The following is a 15416-nucleotide window of genomic DNA, read 5'->3' on the forward strand; positions in this document are numbered from 1 at the left end:
CCGCCGGTCCGGGCTAGTCCGCTCCGTGAGCGGGCAGCTCGGCCGGCTCGTGCCGCTCGTGGCCGCGGCCGAGCTTGTCGAAGGCGTAGGCGCGGGTCTCCTCGAGCATCTCGAGGCGCGCCTGCTCGCTCTTCGCCTTGCGGGTGTTGACCTCGGCGACGACGGAGCCGTCCCAGTCGCGCTCGGCGAGCCACTCCAGCACCTCGGCGACGGGCTGGCCGCCGCGACCCGGCAACAGGTGCTCGTCGAAGATCTTGCCCTCGTCGAGCGAGCCCGAGCCGTCGCAGAGGTGGATGTGGCGCAGCTTGTCGCCCATCTTCTTCGCGACCTCGAAGCTGTCCTGTCCCGAGAGCGCGGCGTGCGAGAAGTCGAGCGTCATCGCGTCGCAGTCCATGAGGGTGGGGTCCCAGCCCGGCGCGTACGCCTTGACGGAGGTGCCGCGCACCTTCCACGGGAACATGTTCTCGACGGCGATCTCGACGCCCGTGGCGTTGGCCGTCTCGCGCACGATGCGCAGGAAGTTCTTGGCGTAGTTCGCCTGCCAGCGGAACGGCGGGTGCACGACGACGTTCGAGGCCCCGACGTTGTGCGCGAGCTCCGCGCTCTTCTCGAGCTTGACCTTCGGGTCGCGCCCCCACACGAAGTGCGTGAGCAGCAGCACCGGCGCGTGCACCGACAGGATCGGCAGCTGCCACTTGTCGACGAGGCGGTTCAGCTCATCCGAGTCCTGGGTCACCTCGTCGTTGGTGACCATGATCTCGACTCCCTCGAAGCCGGCGAGCTTCGCCAGGCGGAAGGCGTGATCGGGGCTCAGCGGGTAGACGCAGGTGGTGCTCATACCGACGCGGATCATCGTTCGAGACTAAGTCCTCACACTGAACGGTCGGTGTCCACTCGGTTGACTCACGCCCAGAACACGGTCAGAGCCAGCCGCGCCGCTTGAAGCCCGCGTAGAGGGCGACGGATGCCGTGACGATCAGCACCGACGACACGACGACGCCGCCCGGCTCGCCCGACCCGGGGAAGGGCACGTTCTGCCCGAAGAAGCCGGTGATCGCGGTCGGCACCGCGATGATGGCCGCCCAACTGGTGACCTGCTTCATGATCGCGTTCGCCCGGTTTCCCTGCAGCGCCACGTGCGTCTCGAGCACGGTGCCGACGACCTCGCGCATCGTGTCGGTCCACTCGATCACCCGCACGGTGTGGTCGAAGACGTCCTGGTAGTACGGCGCGATCTCGCGGGGGAGCACCGGCTCGCGGTGCAGCAGCGTCGCGACGATCTCGCGGGTGGGCGTCGCGACCTTGCGTAGCTGGGTGAGGCTCTTGCGCACCGCGAACGAGCGGCGCTGCACGTCGCCGTCGCCGCCGTCCTCGTCGAACAGGTCGTCCTCGAGCACGTCGAGGCGGGAGTCGAGCTCCTGCGCGGCGGCGAAGTGCCCGTCGACGACGTGATCGAGCAGTGCCCACACGAGCGCGGGCACGCCCGCGCTCAGCAGCCGGCGCTCCTTGTCCCAGCGCTCGGTGATGGGCGTCATGTCGAACTCGGGGCCGTGCACCGTCACGAGCGCGCGCTTGGTGAGGAACGCGGTGATCGGGGCATCCGTCACCTCGCCCTGCTCGTCGATCGCGATCGCGTGCAGCGCGAGGAAGCCGTGGTTCTCGAACCGGGTCAACCGGGTGCGCTGGAACTCGTGCACCGCGTCCTCGACGGTGAGCGGGTGGATGTCGAGCTCCTCCGCGATCGCGGCGAGGTGCTGCTCCGTCGGAGAGACGAAGTCCGCCCAGACGAGGCAGTCGTCGCTCGCGGCGTAGTCGGAGATGTCGGCGACGGGGAAGCCCTCCAGCGCGACGGCGCCGTCCCGCCAGAGTCTCGTCGTTCCCATTCCGCCGATCCTAGGAGGCGCGGATGCCAGCGTTCTTCCGGGCGGCGGATGCCAGAGTTGGGGCGTGCCCTCGACGATCGTGAAGACCAGGGCCGACGCGCCCGAGGGCTTCTTCGAGGCGGAGGCCGCGGGCCTGCGCTGGCTCGCCGAGGCCGGCGGCGCGGCCGTCGCACGGGTGGTCGCGGTGTCGCCCGGACGGATCGAGCTCGAGCGCGTGCCGGAGGCGCGCCCGACGGCCGCCGCCGCACGCAGCTTCGGGGCCGCGCTCGCCCGCACGCACGACGCCGGCGCGGACGCGTTCGGTTCCCCGCCAGAGGGCTGGAACGGCCCCTGCTTCATCGGTCGCCGCCCGCTGCGGACCGCCGGCGAGACGCGGTGGGGCGCCTTCTACGCCCGCGACCGGGTGCTGCCGTACGCGGAGATCGCGGTGCGGGCCGGCAACCTCTCGGCATCCGGTCTCGACCTCGTCCGCGAGGCGTGCGAGCGCATCGCGGCCGGCGACTTCGACGACGGCGACGCGCCGGCGCGCATCCACGGCGACCTGTGGAACGGCAACGTGCTGTTCGGGCAGGGCGGCGTGGTGCTCATCGACCCGGCGGCGCACGGCGGGCACCGGGAGACCGACCTCGCGATGCTCGCGCTGTTCGGCTGCCCGCACCTCGACGAGGTGGTCGCCGGCTACGAGTCCGAGCATCCGCTTCGCCCCGGCTGGCGCGACCGTCTCGGGCTCCACCAGCTGCATCCGCTCGCGGTGCACGCGGCCGGTCACGGGCCCTCGTATGGCAGAGCTCTCACAGAGGCTGCTCGGAGCACGCTGGAACTCGGCTGATACCCTGCCCCCATCGCGGCGCGGGAACGCGCTACGGAAACGGAAGACATGACCGAAGACACAACGACCTACGCCTTCGTCGTGGTCTCGAACCGACTTCCCGTCGACCGAGTGGTCGACGCCGACGGCAACGCCGGCTGGAAGAAGTCGCCCGGCGGCCTCGTCACGGCGCTCGAACCGGTGATGCGCGGCAACGACGGCGCCTGGGTGGGCTGGCCCGGCCAGGCCGACGTGGACGTCGAGCCGTTCACCTCCGACGGCATCCACCTCGTGCCCGTCGCGCTGTCGGCCACCGAGGTCGAGCGCTACTACGAGGGCTTCTCCAACGACACGCTCTGGCCGCTGTACCACGACGTCATCGCCCAGCCGAGCTACCACCGCGTCTGGTGGGACAGCTACGTCGAGGTGAACCAGCGCTTCGCCGACGCGGCCGCCCGCGTCGCCCAGCAGGGCGGCACGGTGTGGGTGCAGGACTACCAGCTCCAGCTCGTGCCGCGGATGCTGCGCGACCAGCGCCCCGACCTCACGATCGGCTTCTTCAACCACATCCCCTTCCCGCCCTACGGCATCTACGCCCAGCTGCCCTGGCGCAAGCAGATCATCGAGGGCCTGCTCGGGGCCGACGTCATCGGGTTCCAGCGCGGGGCCGACGCCGGCAACTTCTCCCGCGCGGTGCGGCGGCTGCTGAACTACACGACCCGGGGACTGCTGATCGACGTGCCGGAGGACGGCGGCCGCACGGTCGTCGCGAAGGCGTTCCCCATCTCAATCGACTCCTCCGAGTACGAGCGGCTCGCCGCGACCCCCGAGATCCAGGCGCGCGCGAAGCAGATTCGCGAGGATCTCGGCAACCCGAAGACGATCATGCTCGGCGTCGACCGACTCGACTACACCAAGGGCATCGGCCACCGCCTGAAGGCCTTCGGCGAGCTGCTCGCCGAGCACCGGATGACCGTGGAGGACGTGACGCTCGTGCAGGTCGCGAGCCCCTCCCGTGAGCGCGTCGAGACCTACCGCCTGCTGCGCGACGAGATCGAGCTCACGGTCGGGCGCATCAACGGCGACTTCTCGACAATCAGCCACACCGCGATCTCCTACCTGCACCACGGCTACCCGCGCGACGAGATGGTCGCGCTGTACCTCGCGGCCGACATCATGCTCGTCACCGCGCTGCGCGACGGCATGAACCTCGTCGCGAAGGAGTACGTCGCGAGCCGCATCGACAACGGGGGAGCGCTGATCCTCAGCGAGTTCGCCGGCGCCGCCGACGAGCTGAAGCAAGCCCTGCTCGTGAACCCGCACGATATCGACGGACTCAAGAACCGCATCGTCGAGGCGATCGAGATGAGCCCGAAGGAGCGCGCGAAGCGCATGCGCGCCCTGCGCAAGAAGGTGCTCGAGAACGACGTCGCCCGGTGGTCGAGCGCCTTCCTCACCGCGCTCGCCGCGAGCAAGTCGGCGTTGCCCGCCGAGCCAGGCGAGGTCGTCGACGACGAGGACGACCAGGACCTCGAGTGGTTGCCGCCGGGCAGAGGGCCGGCGCTGTGAGCGACCGCGCCCCCTCGACCGCGGGCCTGCCGGAGGATCTCGTCGGCGCCCTGCACGAGCTCGCCCGCGTGCGGCGGCTGCTCGTCGCGCTCGACTTCGACGGCACCCTCGCGCCCGAGGTCGACGACCCCGCCAAGGCGCGCGCGCTGCCCGAGGCGCACGACGCCGTGCTGCAGCTCCTCGCCCTGCCGAACACGCGCGTCGCGATGATCAGCGGCCGCGCGCTGAAGAGCCTCGAGGAGGTCACCGACCTGCCGGATGACACGCTGCTCGTCGGCTCGCACGGCATCGAGATCCGGCTCGACACCCCCGACCCCACGGTGCTGCTCGACCAGTCGGAGCTCGACAAGGTGCGCGTGCTCGACACCGTGCTGAGCGAGGTCGCGGGCGCGATCGACGACGTGTGGCTCGAGCCGAAGCCCGCGGGCTTCGCGCTGCACACAAGACTCGCGACCGAGGCGAACAGCCGCGTCGCCCACCTCGTCGCCACGAGCGAGGCGAAGGCCGAGATCGAAGACCTGAAGATCCGCAGGGGCAAGAACGTGCTCGAGTTCGCCGTGCGCTCGACGACGAAGGGCGAGGCGGTCGAGCACCTGCGGGAGTACACGCACGCCGACGCGGTCTTCTACGCCGGCGACGACGTCACCGACGAGGACGCGTTCGCGGCGCTGCAACCGCACGACCTCGGGCTGAAGAGCGGCAGCGGGGAGACCCTCGCGAGTCACCGCGTCGAGGGTCCGGAGCAGGTCGCGCAGGTGCTGAGCGTGCTCGCGTCGTTCCGCGCCGGCGGGCCGCACGAGCAGTAGCTCCCTGCTCCTCCCAGGGTGCCCCAAGCTAGACTCGGGGACCACGCCAGACCGCCCGCACCGACGGCCGACGTACAGGAGGACCCATGCTCGTCCTCCTCGCGGTGTTCGGGATCACGGCCCTCCTCGTGCCGTTCCTCGCGCGGCGACTGAACTCGCGGGTCTTCCTCGCGTCGGCGCTCGTGCCGGCCGCGGCGTTCGTGCACACGGTCGCGCAGGGTCCCGCCGTGCTCGCCGGCGACGCCGTCGTCGAGACGGTCGAATGGATCCCGCAACTCGGCCTCGCCTTCGCGACCCGGCTCGACGTGCTCTCCTGGGTGCTCACCCTCATCGTCACCGGGGTCGGCGCGCTCGTGCTGGTCTACTGCTGGCGTTACTTCCAGCACGTCACCGACGGACTGCCGCGGTTCTCCGGGTTCCTGCTCGCGTTCGCCGGCTCGATGTACGGGCTCGTCGTCGTCGACGACGTCTACCTCCTCTACGTCATGTGGGAGGCGACGACCGTCTTCTCCTACCTCCTCGTCGGGCACTACAGCGACCGCCGCGCTAGCCGCGTCGCCGCGCTCAAGGCCCTGCTCGTGACGACCCTCGGCGGACTCGCGATGCTCGTCGGGCTCGTGATCCTCGCCGTGGATGCCGGCACGAGCCGCCTCTCGGAGCTGGTCGCCGCGCCCCCGAACGGACCGCTCGTGCCGCTCGCGGTGATCCTCGTGCTCGTCGGCGCCGTCTCCAAGTCGGCACTCGTGCCGTTCCACTTCTGGCTGCCCGGCGCCATGGCGGCGCCCACCCCGGTGAGCGCGTATCTGCACGCCGCCGCGATGGTGAAGGCCGGCGTCTACCTCGTCGCCCGCCTCGCGCCCGGCTTCGCCGACAGCCCTGGCTGGCGCGAGACCATCGTCGTGCTGGGCGTGCTGACCATGCTGGTCGGCGGCTGGCGTGCGATCCGCGAGTGGGACCTCAAGCTCGTGCTCGCCTACGGGACCGTCGCTCAGCTCGGCTTCCTCACCCTGCTCGCCGGCTACGGCACCCGCGAGACAATGCTCGCCGCGCTCGCGCTGCTCGTCGCGCACGCCCTGTTCAAGTCGACGCTCTTCCTCGTCGTCGGCATCATCGACCACAAGCTCGGGACGCGCGACCTGCGCAAGCTCTCCGGCGTCGGCCGCTCGTCGAAGGCGCTCGCGACGATCTCCGCGCTCGCTGTCGCGTCGATGGCGGGCCTGCCCCCGATGGTCGGCTTCGTCGCGAAGGAGGGCGCGCTCACGGCGTTCCTCGACGACGCCGCGACCGGGCGCCCCTGGGGCGCGGTCGCCCTCGTCGGCATCGTCGCCGGCAGCGTGCTCACCGTCGCCTACAGCCTCCGCTTCTTCTGGGGCGCGTTCTGGTCGAAGCCCGGCGTCGAGTCGTCGCGGGTGCGCGCGACCGTCTGGTTCCTCGGCCCTCCCGCCGTGCTCGCGGTCGCCGGGCTCGTCGCCGGGTTCGCCGCGCCCCTGCTCGACAGCGCGTTCGCGCTCGTCGCCGACGAGCTGCCCGCCGCCGCCGAGAAGGACTACCACCTCGCGCTCTGGCACGGGTTCGAGACCGCGCTGTGGCTGTCGATCGTGACCATCGCCCTCGGCGTCGGCGTGTTCGCCGTGCGGCATCCGCTCTCCTCGCTGCAGGAGCGCTTCGCCGGGCGCATCACCGCGGACGGCGTCTACGCGGCCACCTCCCGGGGCGTCGACCGTTCCGCGGCGCGCACGACCGCGTTCATCCAGCGCGGCTCGCTGCCGGTCTACCTCGGCGTCATCCTGCTCGTGCTCGTCGCCGCCGGCGGCACGGCGCTCGCGCTGTCGCGGCGGTTGCCCGACGACATCCGCCTGTGGGACTACCCGGCCCAGGCCGTGATCGCGGTCATCATGATGGTCGCCGCCGTCGCGGCGGCCCGCTCCGCGAAACGGTTCCAGGCGGCCGTGCTCGTGGGTGTCACGGGCACCGGGCTCGCCGCGCTCTTCGCCTTCCACGGCGCTCCCGACCTCGCGCTCACCCAGGTGCTCGTCGAGATCGTCACGCTCGTCGCGTTCGTGCTCGTGCTGCGGGTGCTGCCCGCTCAGCTCGGCACCAAGCACGGCAGCGTGTTCAAGCGCGGGCGGGCGATCATCGCCGGCCTCGTCGGCACGCTCATGGCGCTCGTGGCGGTCGTCGCCGTCGGCATCCGCACGGCCGAGCCCGTCTCGGTCGAGTACCCCCGGCTCGCCGTCGAGGAGGGGCACGGGCTCAACATCGTCAACGTGACCCTCGTCGACATCCGCGGCTGGGACACCCTCGGCGAGCTGAGCGTGCTCATCGTGGCCGCGACCGGCATCGCCAGCCTGCTCTTCGTCGGCGGACGCCAGGACGACCTGCCGACCGCCCGCGAGGCGCGACCGGACGCCGTCGTCGACCGTGTGCAGCCCCGGCGCCGCCGCGACGCCGACAACGACGACCAGCGGGCGTGGCTGCTGGCGGGGCGCACGCTCGCGCCCCGGCAGCGCTCGATCCTGCTCGAGGTGGTCGTGCGGCTCGTCTTCCACGCGCTCGTCGTGCTGTCGGTCTACCTGCTCTTCGCCGGCCACAACGCCCCCGGAGGCGGCTTCGCCGGCGGGCTCGTCGCCGGGCTCGCGCTCGTCGCCCGCTACCTCGCCGGCGGGCGCCACGAACTCGTGATCGCCGCCCCCGCGAACGCCGGGAAGCTGCTCGGGCTCGGTCTCGTGATCGCCGGCGGCACCGCGGCCGTGCCGCTGCTGTTCGGCGCGGATGCCCTGACGAGCGTGTACCTCTCCGGCGACCTGCCCGTGCTGGGTCACCTGTCGTTCACGACGTCGTCGATCTTCGACATCGGCGTCTACCTCGTGGTCGTCGGGCTCATGCTCGACGTGCTGCGCAGCCTCGGCGGCGAGATCGACCGCCAGCAGGAGGAGGAAGTGCCGAGTGAGGTCGCGACCCACCCCGGACAGGCGGAGGTGACGAAGTGACCGTCTCGCTCGTGCTGCTCGTCGCGATGGCCGTGCTCTACGCGTGCGGCGTCTACCTGCTGCTCGAGAAGAGCATGACGCGGGTGCTCCTCGGCGTGCTCCTGCTCGGCAACGCGACCAACCTCCTGATCCTCCTGATCTCGGGCGAGCCGGGGCTCGCGCCGATCATGACGGACGGCGTCGAGGAGTCGGAGATCGCCGACCCGCTGCCGCAAGCCCTCGTGCTCACGGCGATCGTCATCACGTTCGCCGTCTCGGCGTTCCTGCTCGCGCTCATCTACCGCTCCTGGCGCCTCGCGGCGGAGGACGACCTCGAGGTCGACGAGGAGGACGTGGCGATCGGCACGCGCGACACCAACGTCGACGAGCCCGACCTCGAGGAGCTCGCGACCGCGACCGACTTCGACCCGGTCGACGAGGACGAGGAACAGCGACAGGCGAGGAGCAGCACATGACCGCCCTCCTGCCGCTCGTCGTGCTCGTGCCGCTGCTCGCCGCGGGCGGCGTGCTCATCGCGAGCCGTAACCCCGTGGCCCAGCGCTTCGTCGCGATCGGCTCGCTCGCGATCGTGCTCGTCGTCTCGGCCGCGCTGCTCGTCGTGGTGGACGCCGACGGCACCCTCGTCATGCACGTCGGGGGCTGGCAGGCGCCGTTCGGCATCGTGCTCGTGGTCGACCGCCTGTCGGCGCTCATGCTCGTGGTCTCGGCCGCCGTGCTGCTCGCGGTGCTCGTCTTCGCCGTCGGGCAGGGTCTCACCGACGGCAACGACGAGACCCCGGTCTCGATCTTCTATCCGAGCTACCTCGTGCTCGCCGCGGGCGTCTTCAACGCCTTCCTCGCCGGCGACCTGTTCAACCTCTACGTCGGCTTCGAGATCCTGCTCGTCGCGAGCTACGTGCTCATCACGCTCGGCGGCACCGAGCTGCGCATCCGCGCGGGCGTCACGTACATCGTCGTGAGCCTGCTGTCGTCGCTGCTCTTCCTCGCCGCCGTGACGATGCTCTACGCCGCGACCGGGACCGTCACGATCGCCGAGCTGTCGGTGCGGATCGCCGAGCTGCCCCAGGACGTGCAGATCCTGCTCCACGTCATGCTGCTCGTCGCGTTCGGCATCAAGGCCGCGGTCTTCCCGCTGTCCTTCTGGCTGCCGGACTCCTATCCGACCGCCCCGGCGCCGGTCACGGCGGTGTTCGCCGGCCTGCTGACCAAGGTCGGCGTCTACGCGATCATCCGCACCGAGACGATCCTCTTCCCGACGCCAGAGCTGAACCCCGCGCTGCTCGTCGTCGCGCTGCTGACGCTCGTCGTCGGCATCCTCGGCGCCGTCGCGCAGACCGACCTGCGGCGACTGCTGTCGTTCACGCTGGTCAGCCACATCGGCTACATGATCCTCGGCGTGGGCCTCGGCACCCCCGAGGGCACGGCCGCCGCGACGTTCTACATCGTGCACCACATCATCGTGCAGACCACGCTCTTCCTCGCGACGGGCCTCATCGAGCGCGAGGCGGGATCGACGAGCCTGCTGCACCTGGGTGGACTGCTCAAGGCGGCGCCGGTCGTCGGGGTGCTGTTCTTCGTCCCGGCGCTGAACCTCGCCGGCATCCCGCCCTTCTCGGGCTTCATCGGCAAGCTCGGACTGTTCGAGGCGTCGGTGCAGGAGGGCTCCCCGCTCGCGATCGTCGTCGTCGGCGCCGGGGCGCTCGTCTCGCTCCTCACGCTCTACGCGCTCGCCCGAGCCTGGAACCTCGCGTTCTGGCGACCGCTCGACCAGGTGCGGCACACGCCCGAGGAGCCCACCGAGGACTTCGACGACGCCCGCTGGACCGGCGGCACGATGACCGAGACGAGGCAGCGCTCGCCGCTGATGATCGCGTCGACCACCGCGATGGTCGTGCTCAGCGTCGCGCTCACCGTGGCCGCCGGGCCGCTCTACGCGATCTCCGACCGCGCGGGGGAGAACCTCGAGGGCGCGAGCTACTACACCGACTCGGTGCTGGGAGGCGGGCGATGAGCGAAGAGGGCGAGCGCCGGGCCATCCTCCGCGGCGTGCTGCACCAGCTGCCGCTGCTCGGAGTGCTCGTCGCGCTCTGGATGCTGCTGTGGGGCAGCGTCAGCGTGCTCACCCTGCTCACCGGCATCCTGCTCGCGATCGGCGTCACGCGCGTGTTCTACCTGCCGGCCGTCGCGCTGTCGGGCCGGTTCCACCCCGTCGCCTTCACGCGGCTGCTGTTCGTGTTCCTCGGTCAGCTCGTGGCCGCGAGCGCGGAGGTCTCGGCGAAGGCGCTCTCGCCGCGGGGCATCCGCTCGAGCGCCGTCGTCGAGGTGTCGCTGCTCAGCCGCAGCGACTTCGTCGTGACCCTCACCGCCGTGCTCACGTCGCTCGTGCCGGGGTCGCTCGTGCTCGAGGTCGACCGCGAGCGGTCGGTGCTCTTCCTCCACGTGCTCGGCGCCGAGCGCCCCGAGGACCTCGAGGACATGCGGCGCCGCGTGCTGAAGACGGAGGAACGGCTGATCCGCGCCGTCGGGTCGAACCGCGACGTCGAACGCCTGCAGGGGGAGGGGGTGGCCTGATGGTCGAGCTGCTGCACACGGTCGCGGTGGCGCTCTTCGCGCTCGCCGCCCTGCTCGTGCTGGTCCGACTCGTGCGCGGTCCCGGCATCCTCGACCGGATGATCGCCACCGACGTGCTCCTGACGACCCTCGTGCTCACCGTCGGCGCGTACTGCGTCTTCAACCGCACCACGGTCGGCGTGCCCCTCATGCTCGTGCTCGCCGGCACGAGCGCGCTCAGCGCGATCGCCGTCTCCCGCTACGTCTCGCGCCGCGGGGTCGAGCGGACGGGGGAGGAGGAGTGAACCTCGTGCTCGACGTCGCCGCCGGGGTTCTCCTCGTCGTCGCCGCGCTGCTCTCGGTCGCGGCGGGCGCCGGTCTCGTGCGCTTCCCCGACGCCCTCAGCCGGATGCACGCGGGCACGAAACCGCAGATCCTCGGGCTCATCTGCGTCGTGCTCGCCATCGCGCTCTCGCTGCGCGAGTGGGCGGTGCTGCTCACCCTCATCCCCGTCGTCGTGCTGCAACTGTTCACGGCACCGATGTCGGCGCACATGATCGGCCGCGCCGGCTACCGCACCGGCGACTTCCGTTCGGAGCTGCTCGTCGCCGACGAACTCGAGGACGACATCGCCCGCGCCGACCACGTCAGCAGCGAAGAGGCGGGCGAGCCCGTCGGCCGCACTCTCGACGACCGCGAGGGGGACGACGACCGCGCGCGGTGACACCGCGTCTGCCCGGGCCCGCGCCGCCGCTTAGACTTCGTGCCATGCCCGAAACAGACTGGAAACCTCGCTCGCGCGTCGTCACGGACGGCATCGAGGCGACGACATCCCGCGGCATGCTCCGCGCCGTGGGGATGGGGGACGCCGACTGGGACAAGCCCCAGGTCGGCATCGCGTCCTCCTGGAACGAGATCACCCCCTGCAACCTCTCGCTCAGCCGCCTCGCGCAGGCGGCGAAGGAGGGCGTGCACGCGGGCGGCGGCTACCCCCTCCAGTTCGGCACCGTCTCCGTCTCCGACGGCATCTCGATGGGCCACGAGGGCATGCACTTCTCGCTCGTCAGCCGCGAGGTCATCGCCGACAGCGTCGAGACCGTCATGCAGGCCGAGCGCCTCGACGGCAGCGTGCTGCTCGCCGGCTGCGACAAGTCGATCCCCGGCATGCTCATGGCCGCCGCGCGTCTCGACCTCTCGAGCGTCTTCCTCTACGCCGGGTCGATCGCGCCGGGCTGGGTCAAGCTCAGCGACGGCACCGAGAAGGACATCACGATCATCGACTCCTTCGAGGCCGTCGGCGCCGTCAAGGCCGGGCGGATGTCGGAGGAGGACGCCAAGCGCATCGAGTGCGCGTTCGCACCGGGCGAGGGCGCCTGCGGCGGCATGTACACCGCGAACACGATGGCGTCGGTCGCCGAGGCCCTCGGCCTCTCGCTGCCCGGGTCCGCGTCGCCCGCCGCGGCCGACCGCCGCCGCGACTACTACGCGCACCGCTCGGGCGAGGCCGTCGTCGAGCTGCTGCGCCGCGGCATCACCGCGCGCCAGATCCTCACGAAGAAGGCGTTCGAGAACGCCGTCGCCGTCGCGATGGCGCTCGGCGGCTCGACCAACGTCGTGCTCCACCTGCTCGCGATCGCGCACGAGGCCGAGGTCGACCTCACGCTCGACGACTTCAACCGCATCGGCGACAAGGTGCCGCACCTCGGCGACCTCAAGCCGTTCGGCAAGTACGTCATGAACGACGTCGACCGTCACGGCGGCCTCCCCGTGCTCATGAAGGCGCTGCTCGACGCGGGCCTCATGCACGGCGACGCGCTCACCGTCACCGGCAAGACCCTCGCGGAGAACCTCGCCGAGCTCGACATCGACCCGCTCGACGGCGAGGTGCTGCGCACGCTCGACAACCCGATCCACAAGACGGGCGGCCTGACGATCCTCTCCGGCTCGCTCGCCCCCGAGGGTGCCGTCGTGAAGACCGCCGGCTTCGACCGCGCGACCTTCGAGGGCCCCGCGCGGGTGTTCGAGCGCGAGCGCGGCGCCATGGACGCGCTCACCAACGGCGAGATCAAGCCCGGCGACGTCGTGGTCATCCGCTACGAGGGCCCCAAGGGCGGCCCCGGCATGCGCGAGATGCTCGCGATCACCGCGGCCATCAAGGGCGCAGGGCTCGGCAAGGATGTACTACTGTTGACGGACGGTCGATTCTCAGGCGGCACAACCGGCCTCTGCATCGGCCACATCGCTCCTGAGGCGGTGGACGCAGGTCCCATCGCCTTCCTGCGCGATGGCGACCCGATCCGCGTCGACATCGCCGCTCGCACGCTCGACGTACTGGTCGATGAATCCGAGCTGGAGGCCCGCCGAAACGGCTGGGAGCCTCTGCCTCCCCGCTACACCCGCGGCGTGCTCGCGAAGTACTCCAAGCTCGTGCGTTCAGCCGCGCACGGAGCAGTGACGGGCTAGCCGCCCTCCATCCCCACCTCACGCAAAGGACGAACGATGGCCACCGACGTGACGCCGCGCTCCGCGGCGCGCACCACGACGACGGAGCCGGAGGTCCTCACCGGCTCCGGTGCGATCCTCCGCTCGCTCGAGAAGCTCGGCGTCAAGGACGTCTTCGGGCTTCCCGGCGGGGCGATCATCCCGTTCTACGACGAGCTGATGGCCTCGACCACGATCCGTCACATCCTCGTCCGGCACGAGCAGGGCGGCGGCCACGCGGCCGAGGGCTACGCGACCGCGTCCGGGGGAGTGGGCGTCGTCATCGCGACGAGCGGCCCCGGTGCGACGAACCTCGTCACCGCGATCGCCGACGCGCACATGGACTCCGTGCCGCTGCTCGTGATCACCGGCCAGGTGTTCTCGACGCTCATGGGCACCGACGCGTTCCAGGAGGTCGACATCGTCGGCATCACGATGCCGATCACGAAGCACTCCTTCCTCGTCACGAGGGCTGAGGACGTGCCCTCGACCCTCGCCGCGGCGTACCACGTCGCGTCGACCGGTCGTCCCGGCCCCGTGCTCGTCGACATCACGAAGGACGCCCAGCAGGGCAGGGCCCCGTTCGTCTGGCCGACCAAGCTCGACCTGCCCGGCTACCGTCCCGTCACCAAGGCGCACGGCAAGCAGATCCAGGCGGCGGCCCAGCTGCTCGCCGAGGCCGAGCGCCCCGTGCTGTACGTCGGCGGCGGCATCATCCGCTCCGGCGCCTCCGCCGAGCTGCTCGCCTTCGCCGAGGCCAGCGGGGCCCCCGTCGTCACGACGCTCATGGCCCGCGGCGCGTTCCCGGACTCTCACCCGCAGCACCTCGGCATGCCCGGCATGCACGGCACGGTGCCCGCGGTGCTCGGCATCCAGGAGAGCGACCTGCTCATCTCGCTCGGCGCGCGGTTCGACGACCGCGTGACCGGCAAGGTCAGCGAGTTCGCGCCGAACGCGAAGATCGTGCACGTCGACATCGACCCGGCCGAGATCTCGAAGATCCGCGTCGCGGACGTGCCGATCGTGGGCGACGCGAAGGAGGTGCTGACCGACCTCATCGCGGCGTACGGCCAGGCCTCCGCCGGCGGCCGGTCGGACATCGGGCCGTGGTGGAAGCGCCTCAACACGCTCCGCGAGAACTTCCCGCTCGGCTACACCGAGCCCGAGGACGGGCTGCTCGCCCCGCAGGCGATCATCAAGCGCATCGGTGAGCTCACCGGACCCGAGGGCGTCTACGCCTCCGGGGTCGGCCAGCACCAGATGTGGGCGGCGCAGTTCATCAAGTACGAGCGCCCCAACTCGTGGCTGAACTCCGGCGGCGCGGGCACGATGGGCTACGCCGTCCCCGCCGCGATGGGCGCGAAGGTCGCCGAGCCGCAGCGCACCGTGTGGGCGATCGACGGCGACGGCTGCTTCCAGATGACCAACCAGGAACTCGCGACCTGCACGATCAACGACATCCCGATCAAGGTCGCGGTCATCAACAACTCCTCGCTGGGCATGGTTCGGCAGTGGCAGACGCTCTTCTACGAGAGCCGGCACTCCTTCACCGACCTCGAGACCGGTCACGAGACGCGGATGATCCCCGACTTCGTCAAGCTCGCGGACGCGTACGGCGCGCTCGGGATCCGCGTGACCCGGCCCGAGGAGGTCGACCCCGCGATCAAGCTCGCGCTGGAGACGAACGACCGTCCGGTCGTCATCGACTTCGTCGTCAGCCGCGACTCGATGGTGTGGCCGATGGTGCCCCAGGGCGTCGGCAACTCGTCCGTCCAGTACGCCCGCGACCACGCCCCCGAGTGGGCGGAGGAGTAATCCGTGAGCCACGTCCTCTCCCTGCTCGTCGAAGACAAGCCGGGTCTGCTGACCCGTGTCGCCGGGCTCTTCGCCCGCCGCGGCTTCAACATCGAGTCCCTCGCGGTCGGTAAGACCGAGGTGCCCGGGCTCTCGCGCATCACGGTCGTCGTCGACGTCGAGGAGCTCCCGCTCGAGCAGGTCACGAAGCAGCTCAACAAGCTCATCAACGTGATCAAGATCGTCGAGCTCGAGCCCTCGCAGTCCGTGCAGCGCGAGCACCTGCTCGTGAAGGTGCGGGTCGACAACGCCACCCGGTCGCAGATCATCGAGGCGGTCAACCTGTTCCGCGCCCGCGTCGTCGACGTCGCGCCCGACGCGCTCGTCATCGAGGTGACCGGCGACTCCGGCAAGGTGCAGGCCTTCCTCCGGGTCATCGAGCCCTACGGCATCCGCGAGATCGCCCAGTCGGGCCTGCTCGCGATCGGCCGCGGCCCCAAGAGCATCAGCGAACGGGTCGGCAAGAACTAGTACT

The 15416-nt window shown here is 70.8% G+C and carries 14 protein-coding genes; 12 read left to right on the forward strand and 2 right to left on the reverse strand.

Translation table 11 applies throughout. The features are described from left to right. Window positions 1-13: 13 nt before the first annotated feature. Both JUB10_RS06030 and JUB10_RS06035 read right to left on the reverse strand, forming a co-directional pair. Complete coding sequence (locus tag JUB10_RS06030; RefSeq protein WP_207454761.1) at window positions 14-853, reverse strand: sugar phosphate isomerase/epimerase family protein; 840 nt, start codon at window positions 851-853, stop codon at window positions 14-16. A gap of 67 nt (window positions 854-920) precedes the next feature. Continuing rightward, window positions 921-1883 (reverse strand): magnesium transporter CorA family protein, encoded by a 963-nt coding sequence (locus JUB10_RS06035; RefSeq protein WP_207454762.1) that lies wholly within the window; start codon window positions 1881-1883, stop codon window positions 921-923. A 64-nt stretch (window positions 1884-1947) separates the two neighbouring features. Here JUB10_RS06035 and JUB10_RS06040 point away from each other — a divergent pair, with 64 nt between their 5' ends. From JUB10_RS06040 to ilvN, 12 genes are all read left to right on the forward strand, one after another. After that, window positions 1948-2712, forward strand: a complete 765-nt coding sequence (locus tag JUB10_RS06040) for a fructosamine kinase family protein (RefSeq protein WP_307859112.1) — start codon at window positions 1948-1950, stop codon at window positions 2710-2712. Window positions 2713-2760: 48 nt separating this feature from the next. Beyond that, complete coding sequence (gene otsA, locus JUB10_RS06045) at window positions 2761-4260, forward strand: alpha,alpha-trehalose-phosphate synthase (UDP-forming) (RefSeq protein ID WP_207454764.1); 1500 nt, start codon at window positions 2761-2763, stop codon at window positions 4258-4260. Further along, the gene (gene otsB / locus JUB10_RS06050) at window positions 4257-5066 is read left to right on the forward strand and encodes a trehalose-phosphatase (RefSeq protein ID WP_207454765.1); all 810 of its coding nucleotides are present in this window, start codon (window positions 4257-4259) and stop codon (window positions 5064-5066) included. The genes otsA and otsB overlap by 4 nt, the downstream gene beginning before the upstream one ends. Before the next feature lie 86 nt (window positions 5067-5152). Continuing rightward, complete coding sequence (locus JUB10_RS06055) at window positions 5153-8056, forward strand: Na+/H+ antiporter subunit A (RefSeq protein WP_207454766.1); 2904 nt, start codon at window positions 5153-5155, stop codon at window positions 8054-8056. Beyond that, complete coding sequence (locus tag JUB10_RS06060; protein WP_207454767.1) at window positions 8053-8511, forward strand: Na(+)/H(+) antiporter subunit C; 459 nt, start codon at window positions 8053-8055, stop codon at window positions 8509-8511. Before JUB10_RS06055 ends, JUB10_RS06060 begins: the two co-directional genes overlap by 4 nt. Continuing rightward, window positions 8508-10067 (forward strand): Na+/H+ antiporter subunit D, encoded by a 1560-nt coding sequence (locus JUB10_RS06065; RefSeq protein WP_207454768.1) that lies wholly within the window; start codon window positions 8508-8510, stop codon window positions 10065-10067. The genes JUB10_RS06060 and JUB10_RS06065 overlap by 4 nt, the downstream gene beginning before the upstream one ends. Then, complete coding sequence (locus tag JUB10_RS06070; RefSeq protein WP_207454769.1) at window positions 10064-10627, forward strand: Na+/H+ antiporter subunit E; 564 nt, start codon at window positions 10064-10066, stop codon at window positions 10625-10627. Before JUB10_RS06065 ends, JUB10_RS06070 begins: the two co-directional genes overlap by 4 nt. Beyond that, window positions 10627-10911 carry a monovalent cation/H+ antiporter complex subunit F gene (locus JUB10_RS06075; RefSeq protein ID WP_207454770.1) on the forward strand — a complete coding sequence of 95 codons (285 nt, stop codon included), beginning with the start codon at window positions 10627-10629 and terminating at the stop codon, window positions 10909-10911. Before JUB10_RS06070 ends, JUB10_RS06075 begins: the two co-directional genes overlap by 1 nt. Continuing rightward, window positions 10908-11330 carry a monovalent cation/H(+) antiporter subunit G gene (gene mnhG / locus JUB10_RS06080; RefSeq protein WP_207454771.1) on the forward strand — a complete coding sequence of 141 codons (423 nt, stop codon included), beginning with the start codon at window positions 10908-10910 and terminating at the stop codon, window positions 11328-11330. Before JUB10_RS06075 ends, mnhG begins: the two co-directional genes overlap by 4 nt. A gap of 44 nt (window positions 11331-11374) precedes the next feature. After that, complete coding sequence (gene ilvD, locus JUB10_RS06085; protein WP_207454772.1) at window positions 11375-13069, forward strand: dihydroxy-acid dehydratase; 1695 nt, start codon at window positions 11375-11377, stop codon at window positions 13067-13069. 36 nt (window positions 13070-13105) lie between these two features. Further along, window positions 13106-14902 carry an acetolactate synthase large subunit gene (locus JUB10_RS06090; protein ID WP_207454773.1) on the forward strand — a complete coding sequence of 599 codons (1797 nt, stop codon included), beginning with the start codon at window positions 13106-13108 and terminating at the stop codon, window positions 14900-14902. Between the two features lie 3 nt (window positions 14903-14905). Beyond that, entirely contained in the window at window positions 14906-15412 is a 507-nt protein-coding gene (gene ilvN, locus JUB10_RS06095; RefSeq protein ID WP_207454774.1) for an acetolactate synthase small subunit, read from the forward strand. Window positions 15413-15416 lie beyond the last annotated feature (4 nt).

The organism is Desertivibrio insolitus (assembly GCF_017355965.1).
Lineage (GTDB): Bacteria > Actinomycetota > Actinomycetes > Actinomycetales > Microbacteriaceae > JAFIQW01.